Raw genomic sequence first — 23,584 nt, forward strand, 5'->3', positions numbered from 1 at the left:
GCCGAGCCGATTAGTGCGCGAGCGTCGAAGCGTCTTCGTGCGCGAGCACGAGTTCGCCGCGCAGCGAGTGGGGGTAGGCGTGGTTGATCTTCACGTCGATCATCTGGCCGATCAGGCGCGCGTGCGAAGCGAGCGGCGCCGGGAAGTTCACCACGCGGTTGTTCTGCGTGCGGCCCGAGAGTTCGCTCGGGTCCTTGCGCGAAGGGCCTTCCACGAGAATGCGTTCGACATTGCCGACCATCGACTGGCTGATGCGCGCCACGTTCTCTTCGATCGTGGCCTGCAGGTGCTGCAGGCGCTTGAGCTTCACCTCGCGCGGCGTGTCGTCTTCGAGATTCGCGGCGGGCGTGCCCGGGCGCGGGCTGTAGATGAACGAGAAGCTCGTGTCGTAGCTCATCTCCTCGACGAGCGCCATCATCTTCTGGAAGTCCTCTTCGGTCTCGCCGGGGAAGCCGACGATGAAGTCCGTGGAGAGCGACAGGTCCGGGCGGATCGCGCGCAGCTTGCGGATGATCGACTTGTACTCGAGCACGGTGTAGCCGCGCTTCATCGCCATGAGCACGCGGTCCGAGCCGTGCTGAACCGGCAGATGCAGGTGGCTCACGAGCTTGGGCACCTTCGCGTAGGTGTCGATCAGGCGCTGCGTGAATTCCTTCGGGTGCGAAGTCGTGTAGCGGATGCGCTCGATGCCGGGGATTTCGGCGACGTATTCGATGAGCGTCGCGAAGTCGGCGACGTCGTGCGCGCCATTCGTGAGCGCGCCACGATAGGCGTTGACGTTCTGGCCGAGCAGCGTGACTTCACGCACGCCCTGGTCGGCGAGGCCCGCGATTTCGGTGAGCACGTCGTCGAGCGGGCGCGAGACTTCCTCGCCGCGCGTGTAGGGCACGACGCAGTAGCTGCAGTATTTCGAGCAGCCTTCCATGATCGAGACGAACGCGCTCGGGCCTTCCACGCGCGCGGGCGGCAGATGGTCGAACTTCTCGATTTCGGGGAAGCTGATGTCCACCTGCGCGCGGCCCGAGGCGCGGCGCGCGTCGATCATCTGCGGCAGGCGGTGCAGCGTTTGCGGGCCGAACACGAGGTCCACATACGGAGCGCGCGCGACGATCGCCGCGCCTTCCTGGCTCGCCACACAGCCGCCTACGCCGATCAGCAGGTTCGGGTTCGCTTCCTTGAGCTCGCGCACGCGGCCCAGGTCGGAGAAGACCTTCTCCTGCGCCTTTTCGCGCACCGAACAGGTGTTGAAGAGGATGACGTCCGCGTCTTCGGGGGTGTCGGTCTTCACGAGACCTTCGGCGGCGCCGAGTACGTCGACCATCTTGTCGGAGTCGTACTCGTTCATCTGGCAGCCAAAGGTCTTTACATAAACTTTCTTGGTCATCGGGTTTCGCCGTTCGCAGTGGTTGACCTGGGGGCGTCGTCCGCTTGATGCACGCGCGTGATGCACGGTCTGCACGTCAGGACTACGGTGTTTTATGAGGGCCGAATCGGGATGCGAGGAGACCGGCTAGGTGGCCGGCGTTGGCATCCTGCTTCTGGCAATGCGTTGGGGACGATCCGCGTTGCTTTTCACTTCTTTTTCGCTTTTTTGCCGGCACCGCCGCATTGGCCAATATTTGCAATATGGGTCAATGCGTATGCGGCTGCGGATCGCTTTCTGCGCAATCCAACATTATATCCGTTTGCGTCTGCGGCTTTGCGTCGCTTCGGCCGGATCCGTGCAGGGGACGAGCGCCTCCAGTTCGCCCGAAGTCTGCGCGAAACGCTCGGTGAGGAAATCGAGCAGCGCCCGCACGCGCGGCGCGAGAAAGCGGTTGCGGTGATAGAGCGCGTGCAGCGGCGCGTCGGGGTAGCGCCACTCGGGCATCACGGTCTTGAGCCGCCCGGCGCGCAGATCGTCCGCGACGTCCCAGATCGACTTCACCGCGAGGCCGTAGCCGCACAGCGCCCACTGGCGCGCCACTTCGCCATCCGTCGATTCGAGCGCGGCGTCGAGCGGCACGGTGTAGGTTTGCGTTTCCGTCTGCGATCCGCTGCCGCGCGTGAAGCGCCATTCGTTCACCGGCCCCGCCGCCGAGCCGATCACGATGCAGTCGAAACGGGCCAGATCGTTCGGCTCCCGCGGTTCGCCGCAGCGCGCGAGGTACTCGGGCGAGGCGCACAGCACACGGCGGTTCGGCGCGAGCCAGCGCGCCACGAGCGAGCTGTCCTGCGGCGTGCCGAAGCGGATCGCGAGATCGATGTCTTCGAGCACGAGATTCGAGAGCGAGTCGGTCAGCATCAGCGCGAAACGCACGTCGGGATAAAGAGCGCGGAACTCGTCGAGCCAGGTCATCAGCAGATTGCGGCCAAAATCCGAGGTCGCCGATATGCGCACCTTGCCGCGCACCGCGTTCTGGCCCTCCTGCAAGGCCGCTTTGGCGTCGTCGAGCGAGCGCAGCGCGTGCTCGCTGCAGGTGAGATAGACGCGGCCTTCGTCGGTGAGGCGCAGCTGGCGGGTGGTGCGGTCGAACAGACGCGCACGCAACTCCGCTTCGAGCCGCGCGAGCCGGGCACTGGCCGCCGCGGGCGTGAGGCCGAGCTTGCGGCCCGCCGCGGAAAGGCTGCCGAGGCGTGCCGCCTCCACGAACAGGCGCACGTCGCCGAGGTTGTCCATCGCGATTATTAGAAATGAATTGAAAATGATTCAAATGCTACGCCAATTATCAAATTCGAGTGTAGCCGCGACAATGCGCGTGTTTTCAGGACAACGGCCTCGGCTCGCACGCCATGCAACTCGATCACGTCACCCTCGTCACGCCCGACCTCGAAGGCACATGCCGCTTCTTTCGCGACATCGTCGGCCTCGAAGACGGCACCCGTCCGCCGTTTCGCGTGGGCGGCCACTGGCTCTACGCGAACGGCCGCCCGGTCACCCATCTGGTCGAGGCGACCGAGGCCGCCCGGTTGCCAGGCGGATCGTCTGCGCTCGTGGCGCCGCGCATCGACCACGTGGCGTTTCGCGTGGCCCCCGGTGTTGAATGGCGCGCACTCGTCGAACGGCTGGCCGCGCGCCGCGTGCAGTACCAGCTGGCGGAGGTGCCCGCGAGTGCGGAAGTGCAGCTGTTCGTTGCGCTCGCGCCCGGTGTCGTCGTCGAGTTCGTGACGTCGCTGGCGGCTGGCGCGGCGGCTTGATGGCCGCGCGTTGCCGCTGAAGCCCATTTGAATCCAGGCTGATTTTCGGAGATTTCGATGCCTATCCCCTTGCTCGCACTGGCCATCAGCGCCTTTGCCATCGGTACCACCGAGTTCCTCATCATGGGCCTGTTGCCGGATGTGGCGCGCGATCTGCACGTGACGATTCCCGCCGCGGGTCTGCTCGTGACCGGCTATGCGCTCGGCGTGGCGGCCGGCGCGCCGCTGCTCGCCGCGCTGACGAGCCGCATGCCGCGCAAGCTCGCGCTGCAACTGCTGATGGGCGTGTTCATCGTCGGCAACGTGATGTGCGCGGTCGCGTCGAACTATTCGCTCTTGATGGTCGCGCGCGTCGTCGCTTCGTTCGCGCACGGCTCGTTCTTCGGCATCGGCGCCGTGGTGGCCGCCTCGCTCGTGCCGCAGGAAAAGCGCGCGAGCGCCATCGCGCTGATGTTCACGGGGCTCACACTCGCCACCGTGCTGGGCGTGCCGTTCGGCACCGCCATTGGCCAGCAGTTCGGCTGGCGCGTGGCGTTCTGGATCGTGAGCGGTTTTGGCGTGATTTCGCTCGCCGGCGTGACGGCTCTGGTGCCCAACCATCACGACAGCGGCCCGGCCGGGCTCGGCCACGAAGTGCGCGTGCTGCGCGACCCGCAGGTGTGGCTCGCCCTCGGCATGACGGTGCTCGGCTTTGGCGGCGTGTTCGTCGTGTTCACGTATATCGCGCCGATCCTCGAACAGGTGGGCGGTTTCTCGCCGCGCGGCGTGACGCTGATGCTCGTGCTGTTCGGCGTGGGCCTCACGCTTGGCAACACACTGGGCGGCAAGCTTGCGGACCGCGCGCTGATGCCTTCGCTCATGGGCATTCTCGTGGTGCTCGCCGTGGTCATGGCCATCTTCACGAAGACGAGCCACGCCATGTGGCCGGCCGCGATCACCGTCTTCGTGTGGGGCATCGCCGCGTTCGCGACCGTGCCGCCGTTGCAGATGCGCGTGGTCGCGAAGGCCGCGGCGGCGCCGAATCTCGCCTCGACGCTGAACATCGGCGCGTTCAACGTGGGTAACGCAATGGGCGCGTGGATGGGCGGGCTCGCCATTGCGCACGGCGTGGCGCTCGACTCGCTGCCGTGGGTGGCTGCGGCCGTCTCGGTGGCGGCGCTCGTGCTCACATGGGCGGCGGCGCGGCTCGATACGCGTGCCGTAACGCTGCGCGACGCGCACGTGGCGGCGCGGCAGAATACGTGAGCGCCTGACGAGGGCAAGGCGCAACGCCGTGCAGATGGCAATGCGCCTTATGCGCAGGGCGCGAAAGCAATCCACGATTTGCGCTCTGCAATGCTGATAACAGTGTGAAGATAACTTCGTTGGGCGCGGCAAATCGCGATGCTAGTCTTGCCTCCATTCATGCTCTTGCGCCGCAATGACGCGGCGCTGCCTGGAGGCAGCCATGCATTCACCCCTCGCGCTCGTACGCGATGCACAACCCGATATTGCGCACACCGAAGGATCTTACGAGACGCTTGAACATCTCGTGGGCATCAACCTCGCCCGGCTGCGCGCCGAACGCCAGCTTTCGCTCGATGCGCTCGCACGCGCCTCCGGTGTCTCGCGCGCTATGCTCGCTCAAGTCGAGTCGGCGCGCAGCGTGCCGTCGATCAAGGTGCTGTGCAAGGTGGCGGCGGCGCTCAAGGTCTCGGTTTCGGCGTTCCTGCGGCGGCATGCCGTGAACGGTTTCGAGCATTTGCCCGCCGAGCGGGCATCGCGCCTCGTTTCCGCCGACGGCCGTTATTCGGCGCGCGCGCTCTATCCGGAAGGCGAGCCCGCCGCCGCCGAATTCCACGAACTGCGCATCGCGCCGCTGCATACCGAGTCCGGCGTGCGCCGCCCGCCCGGCACGACGGTGAACCTCGTGGTGAGCGAGGGCACGCTCGAAGTGAGCGTGCACGATCGGCGCCAGCTGCTCGCCACCGGCGACGCGATCGTCTTCGACGCCGACCAACCGCACAGCCTGCGCAACCCGGGCGACACCGAGGCGCGCGTGTTTCGCGTGACGCTCAACGCCGAGACGCCGCCGCGCTGGGACGTGCCTGCCGGGACGGCGCAGCCGGCATGAGCCGCGTCGCGCCTTCGAGAACATCGTCTAGTCGCAAGTTTTCGCGCTGCACAGTTGCGCAGCCTGTTGTATCCTTTGCCCGCCGGTTAAGTCAGGTAACAAGCCGGTAATCAGTGCGTCTTCAGGGCGGGGTGAAATTCCCCACCGGCGGTATGCCGGCCGCGCCGCAAGGCAAGGTCGACGAGCCCGCGAGCGCCTGCGCGAGCTTCAGTGTGTCGTGCGCAGGGTCAGCAGATCTGGTGCGAAGCCAGAGCCGACGGTCATAGTCCGGATGAAAGAAGATGTGCAGATGGTCATGTTTGCCCATCCGCCGCGGCGTTTCGGCCGGTGCGTGTGCGTCTCCGTTTTCGAGGCGCGCCACGTCACTGCCGAATCACGCGTGCCGGGGATTCCTGCCTGTTTGCAATGCCCTGAAACGTTTTTCGCCTAACTCTCGCGAGGAGCGTTTCACATGTCCCTTACTGCCAGTACCCCTCTCGCTTCATCCCAGGGCGCGCCGCTCGACGCCGCCGCCGATCTCCCGTTCATCGATTCAGAGCCGGTGCCGCCGCGCATTGCCGCCGCGTTGCAAGCCATGCGCGAAGGCCGCCCGGTCGTGCTGCAGGACGACCACGACCGCGAGGATGAGGCCGACCTGATCGTCGCCGCCGAACGCCTCACGCCCGAAACGATGGCGCTCTTCATCCGCGAATGCAGCGGCATCGTATGCCTGTGTCTCTCAGACGAAAAAGTGCGCGCGCTCGAACTGCCGCCGATGGTGGCCCACAACGAGAGCCGCAACCGCACCGCGTTCACGGTCTCGATCGAAGCGCGTGACGGGGTGAGCACGGGCGTGTCGGCCGCCGACCGCGTGACGACGATCCGCGCCGCGATCGCCCCGGACGCCAAGCCTGCCGATATCGTGCGCCCCGGCCACGTGTTCCCGCTGCGCGCGCAGAGGGGCGGCGTGCTGGCGCGCCGCGGCCATACTGAAGGTACCGTCGATCTGGCGGTGCTCGCGGGCCTCGCGCCCGCCGGCGTGCTGTGCGAGCTGATGAACCCGGATGGCACGATGGCGCGCGGCAAGCAGGTCGACGACTTCGCCAGGCTGCACAATCTGCCGGTGCTTTCGATTGCCGAGCTGGTGGCGTTTCGCGAGTCGCTCGCCGTGGCGCGCGAGCGCTGCGCCGAGCCGGCCTGAGGCGCGCAGTCTTACGACTGCACGTCGCCGAATTCGCCGCGCACGCCGGCCTCGACGAGCGCCGGCAGTTCTTCCATGTGGGCCATGATGCGCGTGATGCCCATCTCGCGCAGCACGTCGGCGTAGCCCGAAGGAATGTGGCTCGCGCCCACGAAAGCAATCGTCTTCATGCCTGCCGCGCGCGCGGCGTTCAAACCCGAAATGCTGTCTTCGACGACGATGCAGCGCGCCGGCTCCACGCCGAGCTGCTTCGCCGCATGCAGGTACACGTCCGGATAAGGCTTGGGCCGCGCAACCTGCTCGGCGCTGAAGATGCGCTCGCCGAAGATCGTGTCGAGGCCGGCGCGCCGCACCGAAGCGTGCACGCGCGTGAGCCGGCTGTTCGAGACGACGGCAGCAGGCAGCGCCACCCGGCGCAAGGCCTCGCGCACGCCGTTGATCGGGCTCACCGATTCGGCAATGGCGGCTTCGCAACGATGTTCGATGGTCTCGAGAAAGTCCTCGGGCATCGTGAGGTCGAAGCGCGCGGCGACGTCGGCGAGAAAGCGCGAGGTCTGCTGGCCGAACGCCGCATTCACGGCGGCGTGAAAATCGATGCCGGGAAAGGTGCTGCTGAGCGTATCGAACAGAACGCGGTCGGCGATGACTTCGCTGTCGACGAGCACGCCGTCACAGTCGCAGATGAGATGGTCGATCATGCGTGAAACGAGAGGCCGGGCAGCGCGCGGCCAGCGGTCGGCGGCCGGTGCATGCGCCTGAGCCAGGCAGGGGACAAGGTGGAAACCCCAATCATACGTGCTTTTGCTTTTTGAAAGCAGCGCACACGCGGCCTGGGATGCTCAGCCGTCGTCTGCTGCGTTTGCCTCGCGGGTGTCGGCCCACGCTTTTGCTGCCCCAATCGCGCGCTGCCAGCCGGCGAGGCACCTTGCCGCCTCGTCGCGCTGCAACGAGGGCGTGAAGCGGCGCTCGAGGCTCCAGTGCCGCTGGAGTTCCTCGATATCGCGCCAGAACCCCACCGCGAGCCCGGCCAGATATCCCGCGCCCAGCGCGGTGCTTTCGCTGGAGCGCGGCCGCAACACATCCACGCCCAGCAGATCGGCCTGGAACTGCATGAGCAGATCGTTCGCGCTGGCGCCGCCATCCACGCGCAGCTCGTTCACGCGCATACCGGAGTCGGCCTCCACGGCGGCGAGCACGTCGAACGACTGATAGGCAATCGAATCGAGCGCCGCGCGTGCGATATGCGCCGCGGTCGTGCCGCGCGTGAGCCCGAACAGCGTGCCGCGCGCATGCGCGTTCCAGTGCGGCGCGCCGAGGCCGGCGAACGCAGGCACTAGGTACACGCCGTCGCTGTGCGGCACGCTGGCCGCGAGCGGTTCGATTTCCGCTGCACTGCGAATGATGCCGAGTCCGTCGCGCAGCCATTGCACCACCGCGCCCGCGATAAAGATGCTGCCCTCAAGCGCGTATTGCGTTTGCCCGAGCGCTTGCCACGCGATGGTCGTGACGAGGTTGTGGCTCGATTCGACAGGCTGCGCGCCGGTATTCATCACGAGAAAACAGCCGGTGCCGTAGGTGTTCTTCACCATGCCGGGGCGCATGCACATTTGCCCGAAGAGCGCCGCATGCTGGTCCCCGGCCACGCCGGCAAGCGGGATTTCGGCCGCGAAAAGCGACGCCGCCGTGCGCGCATAGACCTCCGACGACGAACGCACCTCCGGCAGCATGCTGCGCGGAATCTCGAAGAGCGCGAGCAGGTCGTCGTCCCAGCGCAGCGTGTGGATGTCGAAGAGCATGGTGCGCGCGGCATTGGTGACGTCGGTGGCGTGCAGCGCGCCGCGCGTGAAGTGCCACAGCAGCCAGCTGTCCACGGTGCCGAACGCGAGACGGCCTGCGCGCGCCTTATCGCGCGCGCCCTCGACATGATCGAGAATCCAGCGGATTTTCGTGGCCGAAAAGTACGCGTCGATCGGCAGGCCGGTTTTCGTGCGCACCGTCGGCTCGAGGCCGCGCGCTTTCAGCTCGTCGCAATAGCCGGCCGTGCGGCGGTCCTGCCAGACGATCGCGTTGTACACGGGCTGACCCGTTGCACGGTCCCACACGAGGGTCGTTTCGCGCTGGTTCGTGATGCCGATGCCCGCAATCGCGGCGGCCCCGACGCCCGCGCGCGTGAGCGCTTGCGCCGCGACGCCTGCCTGGCTCGACCAGATGTCGCGCGGGTCATGCTCGACCCAGCCGGGTCGCGGGTAGCGTTGCGCGAACTCCTTCTGGGCGAGCGCGACGATTGCACCGCTGCGCTCGAGCAGCAAGGCGCGCGAACTCGTCGTGCCCTGGTCCAGTGCGAGGATGTACGACTCGGCGTGCGACTGAGGCATCGTGCAGTCTCCCTGGAGGGTGCGCGGGGGTACGCGCGTCGACCGGCGCGCAACGAGGCGCGTGCCATCGAACCCAGCATAGCCCGAAAGCGATTTGTGTTCGATTCGGCGCAAGGGAACGGTCAGGGTGTCGCTCGCACGGCGCGGTGCGACAATATTCGAGTCGGGATGCAGTCGTTCCAACCCGTCGAAAACGATAACGAGGCAATCATGCGTGCAATTGCAATGATCGGTGCAGCCGTGCTGCTCACGGGGTGCGTGGGCGCGCCGCCGGGCCCGGAAGGCGGGGGGCGCGCGCCGTCGCTCGCCGCTTTGCAGCAGATGTGCGGCGGCCAGGCGGTCGATTTCGGTGCCTATGCGCCGGGCGTCTACGCGGCCATTTTCGACGCGTGGGTCGCCAATCGCCGCGGCAGGCTGCCCCTGGACCAGTTTTGCGGTTTCCAGGCTCAGCTCGCGCAGCAATACAGCACGCTCGGCAAGAGCGGCAACGGCGAGGCGCGGGGTGAGTGGGTGAACTTCCTCAACGCACAGCGCGCCCAGGCGCTGAGCTGGCGGTCGGCGGTCGACCCCACGTTGAGAGCCGGGTAGGCGAAGGGTGCGGCGGCAGGGTGCGCGCATCCGCGCGTGCAAGTAGTGCAAACAGGCATGCGCAAAAAAATGGTCACGCGGGCATGAAGCGCGCGGGTCCGCGTGACCATGCACTGCAGGCGCGTACGTCTACTGCCGTGCGCCTGCATCGGGGACGTGCCCGACAAGCCGGGCTGGCGGACGATCCATGCGTCCGCGCAAATCGATAAAGGGCAATGGAGCCTGTGGCTGCGCGGGTGCTCGGCCCGCGGGATCAGGCTACGAACACCGTTTGATGGCGCGCAACGCAGAGTCGCCGATTTCGGTTAGTCGCCATTGCTGAAGGCCGGATGCAAGGCGCTCCAGTTGGACGAGCTGTCGTTCGAGCAAGGCGTCCAGTTCTTCTCGCTCCATGTCGAGCTGGTTGGGGGCGTCCTGCACTAGCAGCAGGGTGGCGAATTCATGCGGACTCAGCATCGTTCTCTCCGTGTTGCCGCATCAGAGGTCGCCGGTTGCGGCCCGCAGGGCGGCGCAGCGACAGGAATGCGGTGGTATGAGCGAAAGCCTGCGACCGTGCAGATCGACTGGCTGGAGGGACACCGGCAGCCGGGGCCGCCTGTGCGCGGCCAAAACGGCCTCCAGCCCGGGATCTACCTCGGGGAACTGGAGTGTAGTCAACGCCGCTGCGTTGTACAAACCACGCCCCGAAAATTTTCCCTTTGACATTCGAGCCCGCACGCAGCGGTGCTGCGAGCCGCCTGGATTCGCGAAATCACTTGAAGTTCATGCCGCAGCGCGGCACGCAGCGAGCGACTGCGCTTCGATACGCTACGCATCAAACGCACGGTATGCCCGTGGGTATTGCGTTTGCGCGTCGGTTAGTGATCGTCACATGACGTAACGCGAAGACGTCGTCAATTTCCGGAACTGCGGGAACTGGGCCCGGTCTGTGCTTTGTGACTGCAGCTGCGCGAAAGTACAGCTAAGATGGAAATAGGGATGGCTGGTAACGTTCACTGCCCGTGACTGGCGCAGTTCGCCGGGCCTCGGGCCTCCGGCCGGACGCCGCGCGTCGTGAGCGTAAAACGCCGCTTCGGGAGTAGGACACAATGCGTAACGACAATGAGCCTCGCCATGTGATGCCCTGGCGCATCGAAGACATCGATCTCACCCGTATCGACCGTCAACGCGCCGCCGCCAACGAAGATCTGATGCTGCTCCTCGCCGCCTCTTCGTTCATTGAAAGCGGCTCCGACCTCTACACGAGCAACCTGAACGTGTTCTTCAAAGGCGACCCCGAGGTCTCCGAGTGGCTCAACGGCGAATGGGAGCCCGAGGAGCTTCAGCATGGACGCGCGCTGAAGACGTACATCCAGTACGTGTGGCCCGAGTTCGACTGGGACGCGGCGTTTCAGGCCTTCATCGAAGAGTATTCGAAGACCTGTTCGTTCGAGGAGTTCGAGAAAACGCGCGCGCTCGAAATGGTCGCGCGCTGCGTGGTCGAAACCGGCACCGCCACGCTCTATCGCGCGATCGGCGAGTATTCGGATGAGCCCGTGCTCAAGGAAATCACCGACAACATCCGCAGCGACGAAGTGCGCCACTACAAGCACTTTTTCCGCTATTTCAAGAAGTACAACCAGATAGAAGGGCACGGGCGTCTCGCCGTGCTCGGCGCGCTCATGCGCCGCGTGATGGAGATCAAGAACGAGGATTCCGAGATCGCGCTGCGCCATGTGTACGCAGGCCGCTACCCCGAGCGCGTGCGCGACGAGGCCTATAGCCGTGAACTGACCGCGCGCGTGAACAGGCTGGTACGCCACAATCTGTCCGCCGACATGTGCGTGAAGATGCTGCTCAAGCCGCTCAACCTGCCCGCGAAGATCCGGCCCGGCGTGCACTATCCGCTCGCGAAGATCACGCAACACGTGTTCTTCCGCTAGGACATCGGCGCACGAAAACAAAAAGCCCGCTGCTGGAGCGGGCTTTTTCGTTTCTGGACGCGAAGATCAGCGGTCGCGCTGGCCCTTGCCGTCGCGGCGCGAATTGCCGCCTGGGCGGCCGCCGAGCAGCGCGCCCGGGTTGCCTTGCGGCTTGCGTTGTTGCGGGCGGCCCAGTGCGCTCTCGTGCGAAACGCCGCGCTGGCTTTCGCGACGCGTATGCTCGCCGCGCGCGCCTTGTGCGCCGTGATTCGCGCCTTGCTGTTTCACGGGCTTGGCGGTGCGCACGCCGCCGTTCGAGGCCGGCTTGGCCGGGCGCTGACCGCCGTTGCCGCCGCCGTTGGCTGTTGCCTGCGCGCGGTTGCCGTCGCGGCCGCCTTCGCGCTTGCCTTCGCGGTTGCCTTCGCGATTACCGCCGCGCGATTCACGCGACTCACGCGGTTCACGCGGTTCACGCGCCTGCGCGGGCCGTCCGCCGTTCGTGGCATTGGCGCCATTCGACGCACCGCGGCCCTGGCCTTGCCCCTGGCGCGGCGAGCGCCCTTGGGGCTGGCTGCGGCGCTGGATCGGCTCCGGCTTCGCGTTCGGGTCTGGCTCGAAGCCCGCAATGACCTCCTGGGGCACCGCGCGCTTGATGAGCTTCTCGATGTCCTTGAGCAACTGATGCTCGTCCACGCAGACGAGCGACACGGCTTCACCCGTCGCGCCCGCGCGGCCGGTGCGGCCGATGCGGTGCACGTAGTCCTCGGGCACGTTCGGCAGATCGTAGTTGACGACGTGCGGAAGCTGGTCGATATCGATCCCGCGCGCGGCGATGTCGGTCGCGACGAGCACCTGGAGCGTGCCGTCCTTGAACTCGCTCAAAGCGCGCGTGCGCGCCGACTGGCTCTTGTTGCCGTGGATCGCGAGCGCGCTGATGCCGTCCTTCGTGAGCTGCTCGGCGAGGCGGTTCGCGCCGTGCTTGGTGCGCGTGAACACGAGCACCTGAAACCAGTTGTGCTGGCGGATCAGGTGCGTGAGCAGATCGCGCTTGCGGTCGCGGTCGACGGGATAGATCTTCTGCGCAACGGTTTCGGCCGTGGTGTTGCGGCGCGCGACTTCGATCAGCGCGGGCGAGTCGAGCAAGCTGTCGGCGAGCGCCTTGATCTCATCGGCGAAGGTGGCCGAGAAGAGCAGGTTCTGGCGCTTGGGCGGGAGCTTCGCGAGCACGCGCTTGATGTCGTGGATGAAGCCCATGTCAAGCATGCGGTCGGCTTCGTCGAGCACGAGAATCTCGAGCTGCGACAGATCGATCGTCTTTTGCTGCATGTGATCGAGCAGGCGACCCGGCGTCGCGACCACGATATCCACGCCGCGCCTGAGCGCGTCGATTTGCGGATTGATGCCCACGCCGCCGAACATCACCGTGGACTTGAGCTTCAGATACTTGCCGTAGGCGCGCACGCTCTCTTCGACCTGCGCGGCGAGTTCGCGCGTGGGCGTGAGGATCAGTGCGCGCACCACGCGCTTGCCGTTCGCTGCCGGCGGCATGTCCGTGAGGCGTTGCAGGATCGGCAGCGTGAAGCCGGCGGTCTTGCCGGTGCCGGTTTGCGCGCCGGCGAGTAGGTCGCCGCCGCCGAGCACGGCGGGAATCGCTTGCGCCTGGATGGGCGTGGGCGTGCTGTACCCCAGTTCGTTGACTGCGCGGACCAGCGGTTCGGACAAGCCGAGAGAATCGAAAGACATAAACACCTGTTGTATTGCAGTAGCGCGGGCGTCGCTTCGCGGCCCGAAGGCGCGCTGCGCAGCCAAAGCGGTGTTGCCGGGTTCGAATGCGCCCGGTGAAGCCGCCTTTTCGCGTTGTTCGGACGGCGCGCCAGTGCGCGCGCCGCGTTTTTTCTTCATGGAACGGACAAGTCTATCGAGACCCGTCGTCTGGCGTTAAGTTGCATCATGCGGCCGCGGACACTGCGGCGGCCGTACGATGTCTTCGCATTGACGCGTCACGCGACGTAGCGCGCGACGCTCACGAATTGACAGACGCTCCCGGCGAGCACGAACAGATGCCAGATTCCATGTCCGTGCCGGATGCGCTCGTCATTGACGAAAAAATAAATGCCGACGCTGTAAATGACGCCGCCGGCCAGCAGCCACGCCGTGCCCGCGGCCGGCAAGGCTTCGACGAGCGGGCGAACCGCCACCACCGCGAGCCAGCCCATCACCACGTAGAGCGCCATCGAAAGCATTCTCGTGCGCCGCCCGAGCGTGAGTTCCTGGACGATGCCAAGGGCCGCGAGCCCCCAGCTCACGCCGAAGAGCGACCAGCCCCAGGGTCCACGCAGCGTCACCAGCGTGAACGGAGTATAGCTGCCCGCGATGAGCAGATAGATCGCGGCATGGTCGCACTTTTGCAGCACGGCCTTCAGGCGGATGCCGCGCACGCCGTGATACAGCGTCGAGATCGTGTACAGCGCGCACAACATCGCCCCGTATACCGCAAAGCTCACGACCTTGTACGCGTCGTGATCCAGCGCCGCGAGCGTCACGAGCGAGACGAGCCCCGCTACCGACAACATCGCGCCCACGAGGTGAGTAATGCTGTTCAGACGCTCACCGGCGTGCATGACGACCACTCCTTGTTCTTCCTGAGCGCAGCGCGCGCCGGCGGAACAGTGTTCCACCGCGTGCGGCGCCGTGCTCGAGCGCAGCGTTCAAAACCAGGCCTGACGGGCCACGGAGCCGCTTTCACCGCACGGCCCCGGCGCCAAATAGCGAAGGGCGCAGCCCGCGCACCGCGGACTGCGCCCTTATCAGGCAACCGTCACTATAACAGTAACCACTTGCGTGGGACCGCCGTAAGGGCGGAGGCCCTTACGGCGGTGGGCTGCTTTGCGTCAGTCGAGCGGAGACGAGCGCAGGTCCGCGACCTGTTGCGGGGACACCGGCGTGCCCTTGTTGCCCCAGGACATGCGGATGAACGTCACCACCGCCGCGACCTCCTGGTTCGAGAGCGACTGCCCAAACGGCGGCATGCCGTACGGGCGCGGATTGCCCCCCGTGCTTGGCGGATAGCCGCCGTTGAGCACCATGCGGATCGGGTTCACGGCCGAATGCATCTGGATCGACTGGTTGTTCGCAAGCGGCGGGAAGTTCGGCGGCATGCCGAGACCGTTCTCCGCGTGGCACTTTGCACACTGGTCATGGTAGATCTTCTGACCTTGCTGCAAGAGTTCGCCGCCCAACGCTTCCGACGTCTCCATCTGCATCGTTTCGGGCGCTTCCTTCTTCTGCGGGATGGTCTTCAGATACGAGGCCATCGCGTGGATGTCGTCGTCCGAGAGGTATTGCAGGCTGTTGTGGATCACGTCCGCCATCGGGCCGAACACGGCGCCGCGCTCGGAAACGCCGGTCTTCAGGAGGCTTGCGATGTCCCTGATGTCCCAGTCGCCGAGGCCGCCTTCACTGCCCGTGAGCGACGGCGCGTACCAGTTCTGCAGCGGGATCAGGCCGCCGGCGAAGGCCGCCGAGTTGACCGGGCCGCCCACCGCGTTGATCGACGTGTGGCACATGCCGCAGTGGCCGAGGCCTTCCACGAGATACGCGCCGCGGTTCCATTCGACCGACTTGGTCGGATCGGGCTTGTATTCGCCTTCGCGGAAGAACAGCGTGCGCCAGCCGATCAGCAGGTTGCGGTTGTTGAACGGGAACTTGAGTTCGTGCGGGCGGCTGGGCACGTTGACCGGCGGGACCGAGCGCAGATAGGCGAAGATCGCGTCGGCGTCGGCGCGCGTGACCTTGGTGTAGCTCGCGAACGGGAACGCCGGATAGAGCAGGCTGCCGTCCTTCGAGCGGCCCGTGTGCATGGCGCGATAGAAGTCGTCGGCGCTCCACTTGCCAATGCCGTACTGGTCGTCGGGCGTGATGTTCGGGGTGTAGAGCGTGCCGAACGGCGTGGCCATCGGCAGGCCGCCCGCGAACATCTGGCCGCCGCGCACGGTATGGCAGGCGATACAGTCGCCGGCGCGCGCGAGGTACTCACCCTTCTTGATGAGATCGGCCTGGTCGACGGGCGTCGCGGCCAGCGCCGCAGCGTTGTGCAGATAGTGGGTGCCCGACCAGAGCACTGGTACGAGGGCCGCGGCGGCGGCCACGATCACGGCGGAAAGTGCGAACAGGGACTTGCGGTTCATATTGGCTGTCTCCCCCGGCGCCTTATTGCGGTTCGCTGCCGCAGGCAAGCGGCGTCTTGAGTGAGCCAGCCGGCGCCGGCACGGGGTTCTGCGGCGCGCTCTGCGTGGAGAGCCAGGCCGCGACCGCGTTCACGTCTTCGTCGGTGAGACGCGTGGCGATCTCATGCATGCAGTCGGGCGCCTTCGCGTGCCGCGAGCCCGAGCGCCAGGCGCCGATCTGCGCACTGATGTAATCCATGTGCAGACCGACCAGACCCGGAATGGCCGGCTCCATGCCGGTGAGCTTCGCGCCGTGGCAGGCCGCGCAGGCGGGCACCTGTTTGGCCGGGTCGCCGTGCAGGACGATCTGCTGACCGCGTGCGAGCGTGTCGCTGCCGACCGAAGGTTTCGCGGGCGGCGGGTAGGGCGGCCGCTGCTGCGAGAAGAACGTTGCGATCTCGTGCAGGTAGTCGTCGGAGAGATAGGTGACCAGATAATTCATCGGAGGGTACTTGCGGCGCCCCTCGCGAAAGTTCATTAGCTGGTTGAACAGGTACTCGGCCGGTTTGCCGGCAAGACGCGGGAAGTAGTCGTTGTCGGTGCCCTGCCCATGCGAGCCGTGGCACGCGGTGCAGCCCTGCACGCGTGCGGCGATCGTGTCCGGGGCTTTGGCCTGCGGCGCGGAGGCCGCCGTCTGGGCATGTGCAGCGCTGAGAACGCCTGTCGTCCCGAGCAAAAGTGCTGCTGCCAGAGGCGCGACGAGCGGAATGAGCGGTCGGAAGATACGTCTTGGGGACACGCGTAACTCCATCTTTATCGTGGACCTGACCAGGCTTCGAACGGCCCGGCTTCCAGGCTGCGCGCGATGAAAGCAGCAGACCGTGCGCGCTGCGGCGACGCAGCAGATTCTAGCATCGGGAACTCATAGTGACCATTTGCCGCATGCACCACAAACGCCCTCCGATGGCTTCGAGGCGCCACCGCGACGTGCTTGCGGCCGATCGTCGCGTCGGTGCCGGTTATGATTCTGCACCTGTTCGCCAATCGGTGACACGGGGTTGTCCCGCACCCGCGCCCCATTCGGCGAGCCGCTCGTTGCCCGGTGCATGCATGTCATCATGCCGGGCGCATGCCGCCGCCACTTCCGGTCTCGTGCCTCGGCTCGATGCTCGCGCATGGAATGCGCGTTGAAGCCGCATCGAGCCCGCATTGAACCGAATGGCGCGGCGGCTATCGAAGCAGGCACCCTTGCGGGTCACGCGACGTGATGCTTGCGCGTGCTGCTGTTGCCGTTTTCATGTTGTTTCCTTGCCACTTGTCTCGATGACTCCAATTGCACTTTCCCTATCGTTGCATCCAGCCGACCGATCCCCTTCGCGCGAAGTCCGTGCGACCCGCAACACGCGGGAGGGCGAGGTCCGATGAAAGCTGACTGGCTCTGGATCGGGCAGGTCGCCATGGCGGCCATCGTCAACATCGCCTACGCATTCGCGCTCGGCTCGGCGTTCTATGGCGCCTGGCTCGACAAGGACGGCCGCACGCACGTCGCGCCCGCACGCCTCGCGTGGCTGCGTGCGCAACGCTCGCTGCGCGCCGCGGCGTTCGTGCTCGTGGCGGCGCTCATCATGTGGATGCTCTACGAGAGCGCGTCGGTCAGCGGCGAACCGTTGCCCAGCGCGTTCGGCGTGGTCGGCACGGTGCTCTCGCAAACGCACGTCGGACACGCGTGGACCGTCGCGTTCGTCGGTGCGCTCGTGCTGCTCGGCTGCGCGTTCGCGGCTTCGAGCGTGGCGCGCGACGGTGTGCTGTGGCTCGCGCTCGTCGCCATCGCCGCGGGGCGCGCGGGGCTCGGACACGCCGCCGATGCGGGCTTCGCCTCGGCTGCGCTCGGGCTGCATACCCTCCACTTGCTCAGCGCGAGCGCGTGGAGCGGCATCGTCATGGCGGGAGGGCTTGCCGTGCTGCCGGCGCTCGGCGCATCGACGGCACGCGGCGTGCTGATCCGCACGGCGGGCCAGATTTCGAATGTGGCGTTCTTCGCGGTGGGCTTCGTGATCGCGACGGGCGTGTTCGATGCGCTGCGCGGCAGCGGCGGCTCGATCGACGCCATCGTCGGCAGCACCTGGGGCCGCGTGTTGATGCTCAAGGCTGTGCTCGTGCTGCTCGCGCTCGCGATGGGCGGCTTCAACCGGCTCGTGGCGATGCCCGAGTTGCGGCGCGCGGCGTCGACGGCGGCGGCGCGCCGGTTCGTCAACGTGATCCATCTCGAAGCCATCGTGATGATCGGCGTGCTGGTGGCCGCAGCCGCGCTCGCGCACAGCGTGCCGGCCTACGTGTTGCAGGGCTGAAACGTCGTCGCCGCAACTTATTCGTAGCCGAGCCGGTGACTGAGGATCGGTGAGAAGAAGAGGGCGAGGGCGCAGCCCGTGGCGTTGCCTTCGAGCTCCGCGAGCGCAGCCACGGAGGTTGGATTAGCGATCAGCGCGATCAACTGCGGCGCACACCATAGCGCCGCGGCGCCGATCGCGGCGTACTCGATCCAGCGAATGCGCCAGCCGCGCGTGAAGGCGATTGCGGCAGCGAGCACGCGCAGGAAGCCGAAGGCGACGAGTGCGCCGACGGCGGCTTGTTCGCGGATCAGATAGTCGGGAAGCGACGCGTCCATGGAGTCCTTTGCAACACCGAGGTTGGGTTGCAAAGGAATCTGCAAGGAGCAGGCCAGTGGGTGGCGTTCGCGCTCGGCGCGTGTCTTCGATGATGGCCGCGCCTTGCGCGGCGCGGCATTCCATGAACTGGCTGTGTGCGCAAACGACATAAGGCGTGCGCGCGTCTCGCGAGCGCGCGCGCCGAAGCCCGCAAAGCCACGCGAAATGTTACGTCGCCGAAACGCGCAGCATCGAGCGCGTCACTTCACGCTGCGCGCCGCGCGTTCGGCGTTCATCTGCGCATCACCATTCGGCGACGCTGCCATCTTCGTGACGCCACACCGGATTGCGCCAGCGGTGACCGGTCTTCGCCATCTCGCGCACCTTCTCCTCGTTCACGTCGATGCCGAGACCCGGGCCCTGCGGAATCGAGACGAAGCCGTCTTCGTACTTGAAGACTTCGGGATTCCTGATGTAGTCGAGCAGGTCGTTGCCCTTGTTGTAGTGGATGCCGAGGCTCTGCTCCTGGATGAACGCGTTGTAGCTCACGGCATCGATCTGCAGGCAGGTGGCGAGCGCGATCGGTCCGAGCGGGCAGTGCAGCGCGAGCGCGACGTCATAGGCTTCGGCCATCGCGGCGATCTTGCGGCACTCGGTGATGCCGCCCGCGTGCGAGGCGTCGGGCTGGATGATGTCCACGTAGCCGCCCGCGAGAATGTGCTTGAAATCCCAGCGCGAATACAGGCGCTCGCCCAGCGCGATCGGCGTGCTGGTCTGGTTGACGATGTCGCGCAGCGCCTCGACGTTCTCCGAGAGCACGGGCTCTTCGATGAACATCAGCTTGAACGGATCGAGTTCCTTCGCGAGCACCTTGGCCATCGGCTTGTGCACACGGCCATGGAAGTCCACGCCGATGCCGACGTTCGGGCCCACGGCCTCGCGCACGGCCGCGACGTTGTTGATGACGCCCTGCACCTTGTCGAAGGTGTCGATGATCTGCAGTTCTTCCGAGCCGTTCATCTTCACGGCCTTGAAGCCGCGCTCGACTACGGCGCGCGCGTTGTTGGCGACGTCGCTCGGACGGTCGCCGCCGATCCACGAATACACCTTGATCTTGTCGCGCACCTGGCCGCCGAGCAGCGCGTGAACGGGCACGCCATGATGCTTGCCCTTGATGTCCCAGAGCGCCTGATCGACGCCGGCAATGGCGCTCATCGAGATCGGGCCGCCGCGGTAGAAGCCCGCGCGATGCATCACCTGCCAGTGGTCTTCGATGAGGAGCGGGTCCTTGCCGATCAAATAGTCGGCGAGTTCATCGACGGCGGCGGCTACCGTATGCGCGCGCCCTTCGACGATCGGCTCGCCCCAGCCGACGATCCCCTCGTCCGTTTCGATCTTCAGAAAGAGCCAGCGCGGCGGGACGACGAAGGTTTCGAGCCTGGTGATTTTCATGCGGTGTCTCCATGACCTTGAGCGGTAGGGCGGCGCTCGCATCACGCGCGAGCGGCAACGTCTTCATCCGCCCATGCTACTGCAAAATTCGCCTTTAAGTGCTATTAATAGTATTATTTCGCAACGCTTCCCAATATCCAGGAGAACGGCGATTCAACGCGATCTGCACGGCACGGTGGCCTACGAACTCGGCAGCGCGATCCTGCGCGGCGACTACCCGCCCGCGACGGTCCTGCCGCGCGAAGCCGAACTCATGGCAACGTTCGATGTGAGCCGAACGGTGCTGCGCGAGGCGCTGCGCACGCTCACCTCGAAAGGGCTCGTGGAGTCGCGTCCGCGCGTGGGCACGCGGGTGCGTGCGCGCGAAGCGTGGAATCTGCTCGATGCCGACGTGCTCGACTGGTACGCGCGCGTGGCGCCGCCGCTTGCTTTTGCGCTCAAGCTCCAGGAAATGCGCGAGATGATCGAGCCGTTTGCGGCAGGGTTGGCCGCGAACGCGCATGATTCCGATGCGCTCGCGTCGATCGCCGCCGCGCACGAGGCCATGGCACAAGCGCGCAATGTGGACGAATGGGTGCGCGCCGACCTGCGCTTTCATCTCGCGGTGCTGGGCGCTTGCCGCAACGAATTGCTGGTGCCGCTCGGCACGCTGATCGAGCGCACGCTCGAAGGCCAGTTGCGCGTGAACGCAAAGCGCGCGGAGGTGTTCAACGCCGCGCTGCCCGACCACACCCTCGTGTACGAGGCGATCGTGCAACGCGACGCCTATGCGGCGAGCCGCGCAATGGCGGCGTTGCTGCGCCTCACGCGCGAGCGCATCGAGCGATGAACGCGTATGCCGAATGGGTGTCTTCGCAACGAATCGCGAAAAACGCAGCGAATTGCAGATGTAAAACGATTGCGCTGGCGCATGCAATGACGTTTGCTATGCTTTAGCTCGATCGAACGGCGCCGTGGCTTTCAGTGCCGTCAGCAAGTCAAAGGCAAGGCTAACGGTTAAGCGATGAAGAAGAGCGAAGCGAAAGACACGCAACTGGACAACGCAACCCTGCTGGAAATCATCAAGGCGCAGTCGGACATCGCGAAGCTCGGGCTCGATCTCGGCGGCGTGATGGCCTACGTAGCGGAGCGCACCGAGCAGCTCACGCGAGCCCAGGGTGCGGTCGTCGAACTCGCCGAGGGCGAGGACATGGTCTACCGCGCGGCCTCGGGCAACGTCGCGAACCTCCTCGGATTGCGCCTCGCGCGTGAAACGAGCCTGTCGGGCATGTGCGTGCGCGAGGGCGAGATCCTGCGCTGCGACGACTCCGAAACCGACCCGCGCGTGGACCGCGAAGCGTGCCGGCGCGCCGGCCTGCGCTCGATGATCGTCACGCCGCTCAAGCATCTCGAGACGACGGTCGGTGTTCTGAAAGTCACGAATTCGGAAGTCGACGCCTTCAAGGACGAGGACATCCGCACGCTCTCGCTGATGTCCGAACTCATCGCCGCAGCCATGTTCCACGCCGCGCGGCACGAGACGAGCGAGCTCTATCTGCGCGCGACGCATGACGCGCTCACCGGTTTGCCCAATCGCGCGCTCTTTTACGATCGCCTGCGCCAGTCGGTGGACCTCGCGCTGCGCTCGTCGGGCGGACTCGGCGTGCTCAATCTCGACATGGACGGCCTCAAGCCGATCAACGACCGCTACGGGCATCGCGCCGGCGACGCGGCGATTCGCGAGACCGCGACGCGCATTGCGCGCCACAGCCGCCGCGTGGACACGGCCGCGCGCGTGGGCGGCGACGAGTTCGCCGTGATCCTGCCCGGCATCGTGGGGCGCGGGGACGCCGAGGCGTATAGCCGCCGGCTCGTGGACACTGTGGGCGAGCCGTTCGAGTTCGAAGGACATCGCATCGATCTCGGCGTGAGCGTAGGCGTTGCCATCCTGCCCGACGACGGCACCGAGATGACGGCGCTGATCGAATACGCGGATCGTTCGATGTACGAAACGAAGCGGGAGCGCAAGCAGATCAGGTGAATGCCGTGCGGTCCGGCGGACTCCGGTTCGCCACGCACGCGGCAATGAAAAAAGCCGCTGTCCTTGTGGGACAGCGGCTTTCTTTTGCAACTGGTGGCGAATCAGGGATTCGAACCCCGGACCTGCGGATTATGATTCCGTCGCTCTAACCGGCTGAGCTAATTCGCCGAAGAAAAGAATTATCGCGGTACAGCCGGAGGCTGTCAACCCCCTTCGTCATCTTTTTTGCAGGGAAGGCGGCCGCCGGGCGAGAAGCCCCACCCGGCAGCGCTCACAGCCTCAATCCTGCGCGTAAATATCCGAGTCCTTGGTTTCCTTCACGAACAGCATGCCGATCACGAAGGTGCCCAGCGCGATGATGATCGGATACCAGAGGCCCGAGTAGATATCGCCGCGCGCCGCCACGATCGCGAAGGCGGTCGCCGGCAGGAAGCCGCCGAACCAGCCGTTGCCGATGTGATACGGCAGCGACATCGAGGTGTAGCGGATGCGCGTCGGGAACATCTCCACCAGCATCGCCGCGATCGGCCCGTACACCATGGTCACGAAGATCACGAGGATCGTGAGCATCACCACCGTCATCGGCCAGTTGAGCTGCGCGGGATCGGCCTTGAGCGGATAGCCCGCCGCTTTCAGCGTAGCCGCGAGCGTCTTCTCGAACAGCGCGCCGGCTTCCTTGGCGCCGGGCGCCCGGCCGTCAAACGTGTCGATGGTCGTGTCGCCCACCTTGATTTGCGCGAGCGTGCCTGCCGGGGCGGCCACGTTCTCGTAGTTCAGGCCGGCCTTTGAAAGTGCGCTCTTGGCGATGTCGCACGAGCTCGTGAATTTCGAGGTGCCGACCGGGTTGAACTGGAACGAGCATTCGGCCGGATCCGCGATCACGACGATGGGTGCGCGTGCGGTCGCGGCTTCGAGCGCGGGGTTCGCGTAGTGCGTGATCGCCTTGAAGATCGGGAAGTAGGTGAGCGCCGCGATCAGGCAGCCAGCCATGATGATCGGCTTGCGGCCGATCTTGTCGGAGAGCGCGCCGAAGAACAGGAAGAACGGCGTGCCGATCAAGAGCGCCACCGCGATCAGGATGTTGGCGCTGGCGCCGTCCACCTTGAGCGTCTGCGTCAGGAAGAAGAGCGCGTAGAACTGGCCCGTGTACCAGACCACGGCCTGGCCGGCCGTGACGCCGAAGAGCGCGAGCAGCACGACCTTGAGATTCTTCCACTGGCCGAACGCTTCCGTGAGCGGGGCCTTCGAGACCTTGCCCTCGGCCTTGATGCGCTTGAATGCCGGCGATTCGTCGAGTTGCAGGCGGATCCACACCGAAACCGCGAGCAGCAGGATCGAGGCGACGAACGGAATGCGCCATGCCCATGCGGCGAACTGCTCTTCGCCGGTGAAGGTGCGCACGCCGAGGATCACGAGCAGCGAGAGAAACAGGCCAAGCGTGGCGGTCGTCTGGATCCACGAGGTGTAGAAGCCACGTCGTCCGGCCGGCGCGTGTTCCGCGACGTAGGTCGCGGCGCCGCCGTACTCGCCGCCGAGCGCGAGGCCCTGCAGCAGACGCATGCCGATGAAGATCACCGGCGACGCAATGCCGATCGACGCATAGCCGGGCAGGAAGCCGACCACGAAGGTCGAGATACCCATGATGACGATCGTGACGAGGAACGTGTGCTTGCGGCCCACGAGGTCGCCGAGGCGCCCGAACACGATCGCGCCGAACGGACGCACGGCAAAGCCCGCAGCGAAGCCGAGCAGCGTGAAGATGAAGCCGGCAGTGGGATTGACGCCGGAAAAGAAGCTCTTGCTGATGAAGGCCGCGAGCGATCCGGCCAGGTAGAAGTCATACCACTCGAACACGGTGCCGAGCGACGACGCGAAGATCACGCGTTTTTCGTCGCTGGTCATCGGCGCGTGCGAGACTTGTCCGCCAACGGTTGCCATAGATGTCTCCAGTATTGATATGCGTGTGG

At 65.9% G+C, this 23,584-nt stretch carries 21 protein-coding genes, 1 tRNA gene and 1 riboswitch; of the genes, 9 read left to right on the forward strand and 13 right to left on the reverse strand.

From position 1 onward, the window contains the following. Window positions 1–10: 10 nt before the first annotated feature. Window positions 11–1,384: a tRNA (N6-isopentenyl adenosine(37)-C2)-methylthiotransferase MiaB gene (gene miaB, locus AB4Y43_RS21750; protein ID WP_342948429.1), complete on the reverse strand. Its 1,374-nt coding sequence runs from the start codon at window positions 1,382–1,384 to the stop codon at window positions 11–13. Window positions 1,385–1,675: 291 nt separating this feature from the next. Beyond that, on the reverse strand, window positions 1,676–2,659 hold the full coding sequence (locus AB4Y43_RS21755) for a LysR family transcriptional regulator (RefSeq protein ID WP_368605561.1): 984 nt from the start codon (window positions 2,657–2,659) through the stop codon (window positions 1,676–1,678). 113 nt (window positions 2,660–2,772) lie between these two features. On the opposite strand from AB4Y43_RS21755, the gene AB4Y43_RS21760 reads away from it, so the two are divergent. The 4 genes from AB4Y43_RS21760 to ribB all read left to right on the forward strand — a co-directional run bounded on the left by AB4Y43_RS21760 (window position 2,773) and on the right by ribB (window position 6,470). Further along, window positions 2,773–3,177 carry a VOC family protein gene (locus AB4Y43_RS21760; RefSeq protein ID WP_368728751.1) on the forward strand — a complete coding sequence of 135 codons (405 nt, stop codon included), beginning with the start codon at window positions 2,773–2,775 and terminating at the stop codon, window positions 3,175–3,177. A 57-nt stretch (window positions 3,178–3,234) separates the two neighbouring features. Further along, window positions 3,235–4,422 carry an MFS transporter gene (locus tag AB4Y43_RS21765; RefSeq protein WP_069262879.1) on the forward strand — a complete coding sequence of 396 codons (1,188 nt, stop codon included), beginning with the start codon at window positions 3,235–3,237 and terminating at the stop codon, window positions 4,420–4,422. 202 nt (window positions 4,423–4,624) lie between these two features. Next, window positions 4,625–5,290 carry a helix-turn-helix domain-containing protein gene (locus AB4Y43_RS21770; RefSeq protein WP_368728752.1) on the forward strand — a complete coding sequence of 222 codons (666 nt, stop codon included), beginning with the start codon at window positions 4,625–4,627 and terminating at the stop codon, window positions 5,288–5,290. 113 nt (window positions 5,291–5,403) lie between these two features. Then, a riboswitch (FMN riboswitch) is annotated at window positions 5,404–5,577 on the forward strand. A gap of 164 nt (window positions 5,578–5,741) precedes the next feature. Next, window positions 5,742–6,470 (forward strand): 3,4-dihydroxy-2-butanone-4-phosphate synthase, encoded by a 729-nt coding sequence (ribB, locus tag AB4Y43_RS21775; protein ID WP_069262877.1) that lies wholly within the window; start codon window positions 5,742–5,744, stop codon window positions 6,468–6,470. 11 nt (window positions 6,471–6,481) lie between these two features. Here ribB and AB4Y43_RS21780 read toward each other — a convergent pair whose 3' ends face one another. Then, complete coding sequence (locus AB4Y43_RS21780; protein ID WP_368728753.1) at window positions 6,482–7,168, reverse strand: HAD family hydrolase; 687 nt, start codon at window positions 7,166–7,168, stop codon at window positions 6,482–6,484. A 141-nt stretch (window positions 7,169–7,309) separates the two neighbouring features. Beyond that, complete coding sequence (glpK, locus tag AB4Y43_RS21785) at window positions 7,310–8,845, reverse strand: glycerol kinase GlpK (RefSeq protein WP_368728754.1); 1,536 nt, start codon at window positions 8,843–8,845, stop codon at window positions 7,310–7,312. 210 nt (window positions 8,846–9,055) lie between these two features. Here glpK and AB4Y43_RS21790 point away from each other — a divergent pair, with 210 nt between their 5' ends. Continuing rightward, complete coding sequence (locus AB4Y43_RS21790; protein ID WP_368728755.1) at window positions 9,056–9,433, forward strand: hypothetical protein; 378 nt, start codon at window positions 9,056–9,058, stop codon at window positions 9,431–9,433. Between the two features lie 258 nt (window positions 9,434–9,691). Here the strand turns inward: AB4Y43_RS21790 and AB4Y43_RS21795 are convergent, their stop codons facing one another. Next, window positions 9,692–9,889, reverse strand: coding sequence for a hypothetical protein (locus AB4Y43_RS21795; RefSeq protein ID WP_028205977.1), 198 nt, complete (start codon window positions 9,887–9,889; stop codon window positions 9,692–9,694). A gap of 632 nt (window positions 9,890–10,521) precedes the next feature. On the opposite strand from AB4Y43_RS21795, the gene AB4Y43_RS21800 reads away from it, so the two are divergent. Beyond that, window positions 10,522–11,355 (forward strand): ferritin-like domain-containing protein, encoded by an 834-nt coding sequence (locus AB4Y43_RS21800; RefSeq protein ID WP_368728756.1) that lies wholly within the window; start codon window positions 10,522–10,524, stop codon window positions 11,353–11,355. Window positions 11,356–11,421: 66 nt separating this feature from the next. Here AB4Y43_RS21800 and AB4Y43_RS21805 read toward each other — a convergent pair whose 3' ends face one another. From AB4Y43_RS21805 to AB4Y43_RS21820, 4 genes are all read right to left on the reverse strand, one after another. Further along, window positions 11,422–13,077, reverse strand: a complete 1,656-nt coding sequence (locus AB4Y43_RS21805) for a DEAD/DEAH box helicase (protein WP_368728757.1) — start codon at window positions 13,075–13,077, stop codon at window positions 11,422–11,424. Window positions 13,078–13,334: 257 nt separating this feature from the next. Then, a complete protein-coding gene (locus tag AB4Y43_RS21810) occupies window positions 13,335–13,955 on the reverse strand; it encodes a hemolysin III family protein (protein ID WP_368615901.1) in 621 nt (206 codons plus the stop codon). A gap of 270 nt (window positions 13,956–14,225) precedes the next feature. After that, a complete protein-coding gene (locus tag AB4Y43_RS21815; RefSeq protein ID WP_368728758.1) occupies window positions 14,226–15,521 on the reverse strand; it encodes a c-type cytochrome in 1,296 nt (431 codons plus the stop codon). Window positions 15,522–15,543: 22 nt separating this feature from the next. Beyond that, a complete protein-coding gene (locus AB4Y43_RS21820) occupies window positions 15,544–16,311 on the reverse strand; it encodes a c-type cytochrome (protein WP_069262871.1) in 768 nt (255 codons plus the stop codon). Window positions 16,312–16,921: 610 nt separating this feature from the next. Between AB4Y43_RS21820 and AB4Y43_RS21825 the strand changes: the two genes are divergently transcribed. Beyond that, window positions 16,922–17,848, forward strand: coding sequence for a CopD family protein (locus tag AB4Y43_RS21825; RefSeq protein ID WP_368615903.1), 927 nt, complete (start codon window positions 16,922–16,924; stop codon window positions 17,846–17,848). A 17-nt stretch (window positions 17,849–17,865) separates the two neighbouring features. On the opposite strand, the gene AB4Y43_RS21830 is transcribed toward AB4Y43_RS21825, so the two are convergent. Both AB4Y43_RS21830 and dgoD read right to left on the reverse strand, forming a co-directional pair. Continuing rightward, window positions 17,866–18,165 (reverse strand): hypothetical protein, encoded by a 300-nt coding sequence (locus tag AB4Y43_RS21830; RefSeq protein WP_368615904.1) that lies wholly within the window; start codon window positions 18,163–18,165, stop codon window positions 17,866–17,868. A 283-nt stretch (window positions 18,166–18,448) separates the two neighbouring features. Further along, window positions 18,449–19,597 (reverse strand): galactonate dehydratase, encoded by a 1,149-nt coding sequence (dgoD, locus tag AB4Y43_RS21835; RefSeq protein WP_368728759.1) that lies wholly within the window; start codon window positions 19,595–19,597, stop codon window positions 18,449–18,451. A gap of 73 nt (window positions 19,598–19,670) precedes the next feature. On the opposite strand from dgoD, the gene AB4Y43_RS21840 reads away from it, so the two are divergent. Then, window positions 19,671–20,426, forward strand: a complete 756-nt coding sequence (locus tag AB4Y43_RS21840) for an FCD domain-containing protein (protein ID WP_342948436.1) — start codon at window positions 19,671–19,673, stop codon at window positions 20,424–20,426. A gap of 174 nt (window positions 20,427–20,600) precedes the next feature. Further along, on the forward strand, window positions 20,601–21,617 hold the full coding sequence (locus AB4Y43_RS21845) for a diguanylate cyclase (protein WP_368728760.1): 1,017 nt from the start codon (window positions 20,601–20,603) through the stop codon (window positions 21,615–21,617). A gap of 91 nt (window positions 21,618–21,708) precedes the next feature. On the opposite strand, the gene AB4Y43_RS21850 is transcribed toward AB4Y43_RS21845, so the two are convergent. After that, window positions 21,709–21,785 (reverse strand) — tRNA-Met (locus AB4Y43_RS21850). Window positions 21,786–21,896: 111 nt separating this feature from the next. Beyond that, entirely contained in the window at window positions 21,897–23,555 is a 1,659-nt protein-coding gene (locus AB4Y43_RS21855; protein WP_342948437.1) for an MFS transporter, read from the reverse strand. Between the last annotated feature and the right edge of the window lie 29 nt (window positions 23,556–23,584).

It is taken from the genome of Paraburkholderia sp. BR10872 (assembly GCF_040965835.1).
In the GTDB taxonomy this organism is placed as follows: Bacteria; Pseudomonadota; Gammaproteobacteria; order Burkholderiales; family Burkholderiaceae; genus Paraburkholderia; species Paraburkholderia nodosa_A.

Bases quoted from the DNA above. Each gene is read 5' to 3' on its own strand.
- miaB (WP_342948429.1), bottom strand. From the start codon at position 1,384: ATGACCAAGAAAGTTTATGTAAAGACCTTTGGCTGCCAGATGAACGAG.
- AB4Y43_RS21755 (WP_368605561.1), bottom strand. From the start codon at position 2,659: ATGGACAACCTCGGCGACGTGCGCCTGTTCGTGGAGGCGGCACGCCTC.
- AB4Y43_RS21760 (WP_368728751.1), top strand. From the start codon at position 2,773: ATGCAACTCGATCACGTCACCCTCGTCACGCCCGACCTCGAAGGCACA.
- AB4Y43_RS21765 (WP_069262879.1), top strand. From the start codon at position 3,235: ATGCCTATCCCCTTGCTCGCACTGGCCATCAGCGCCTTTGCCATCGGT.
- AB4Y43_RS21770 (WP_368728752.1), top strand. From the start codon at position 4,625: ATGCATTCACCCCTCGCGCTCGTACGCGATGCACAACCCGATATTGCG.
- ribB (WP_069262877.1), top strand. From the start codon at position 5,742: ATGTCCCTTACTGCCAGTACCCCTCTCGCTTCATCCCAGGGCGCGCCG.
- AB4Y43_RS21780 (WP_368728753.1), bottom strand. From the start codon at position 7,168: ATGATCGACCATCTCATCTGCGACTGTGACGGCGTGCTCGTCGACAGC.
- glpK (WP_368728754.1), bottom strand. From the start codon at position 8,845: ATGCCTCAGTCGCACGCCGAGTCGTACATCCTCGCACTGGACCAGGGC.
- AB4Y43_RS21790 (WP_368728755.1), top strand. From the start codon at position 9,056: ATGCGTGCAATTGCAATGATCGGTGCAGCCGTGCTGCTCACGGGGTGC.
- AB4Y43_RS21795 (WP_028205977.1), bottom strand. From the start codon at position 9,889: ATGCTGAGTCCGCATGAATTCGCCACCCTGCTGCTAGTGCAGGACGCC.
- AB4Y43_RS21800 (WP_368728756.1), top strand. From the start codon at position 10,522: ATGCGTAACGACAATGAGCCTCGCCATGTGATGCCCTGGCGCATCGAA.
- AB4Y43_RS21805 (WP_368728757.1), bottom strand. From the start codon at position 13,077: ATGTCTTTCGATTCTCTCGGCTTGTCCGAACCGCTGGTCCGCGCAGTC.
- AB4Y43_RS21810 (WP_368615901.1), bottom strand. From the start codon at position 13,955: ATGCACGCCGGTGAGCGTCTGAACAGCATTACTCACCTCGTGGGCGCG.
- AB4Y43_RS21815 (WP_368728758.1), bottom strand. From the start codon at position 15,521: ATGAACCGCAAGTCCCTGTTCGCACTTTCCGCCGTGATCGTGGCCGCC.
- AB4Y43_RS21820 (WP_069262871.1), bottom strand. From the start codon at position 16,311: ATGGAGTTACGCGTGTCCCCAAGACGTATCTTCCGACCGCTCATTCCG.
- AB4Y43_RS21825 (WP_368615903.1), top strand. From the start codon at position 16,922: ATGAAAGCTGACTGGCTCTGGATCGGGCAGGTCGCCATGGCGGCCATC.
- AB4Y43_RS21830 (WP_368615904.1), bottom strand. From the start codon at position 18,165: ATGGACGCGTCGCTTCCCGACTATCTGATCCGCGAACAAGCCGCCGTC.
- dgoD (WP_368728759.1), bottom strand. From the start codon at position 19,597: ATGAAAATCACCAGGCTCGAAACCTTCGTCGTCCCGCCGCGCTGGCTC.
- AB4Y43_RS21840 (WP_342948436.1), top strand. From the start codon at position 19,671: ATGCTACTGCAAAATTCGCCTTTAAGTGCTATTAATAGTATTATTTCG.
- AB4Y43_RS21845 (WP_368728760.1), top strand. From the start codon at position 20,601: ATGAAGAAGAGCGAAGCGAAAGACACGCAACTGGACAACGCAACCCTG.
- AB4Y43_RS21855 (WP_342948437.1), bottom strand. From the start codon at position 23,555: ATGGCAACCGTTGGCGGACAAGTCTCGCACGCGCCGATGACCAGCGAC.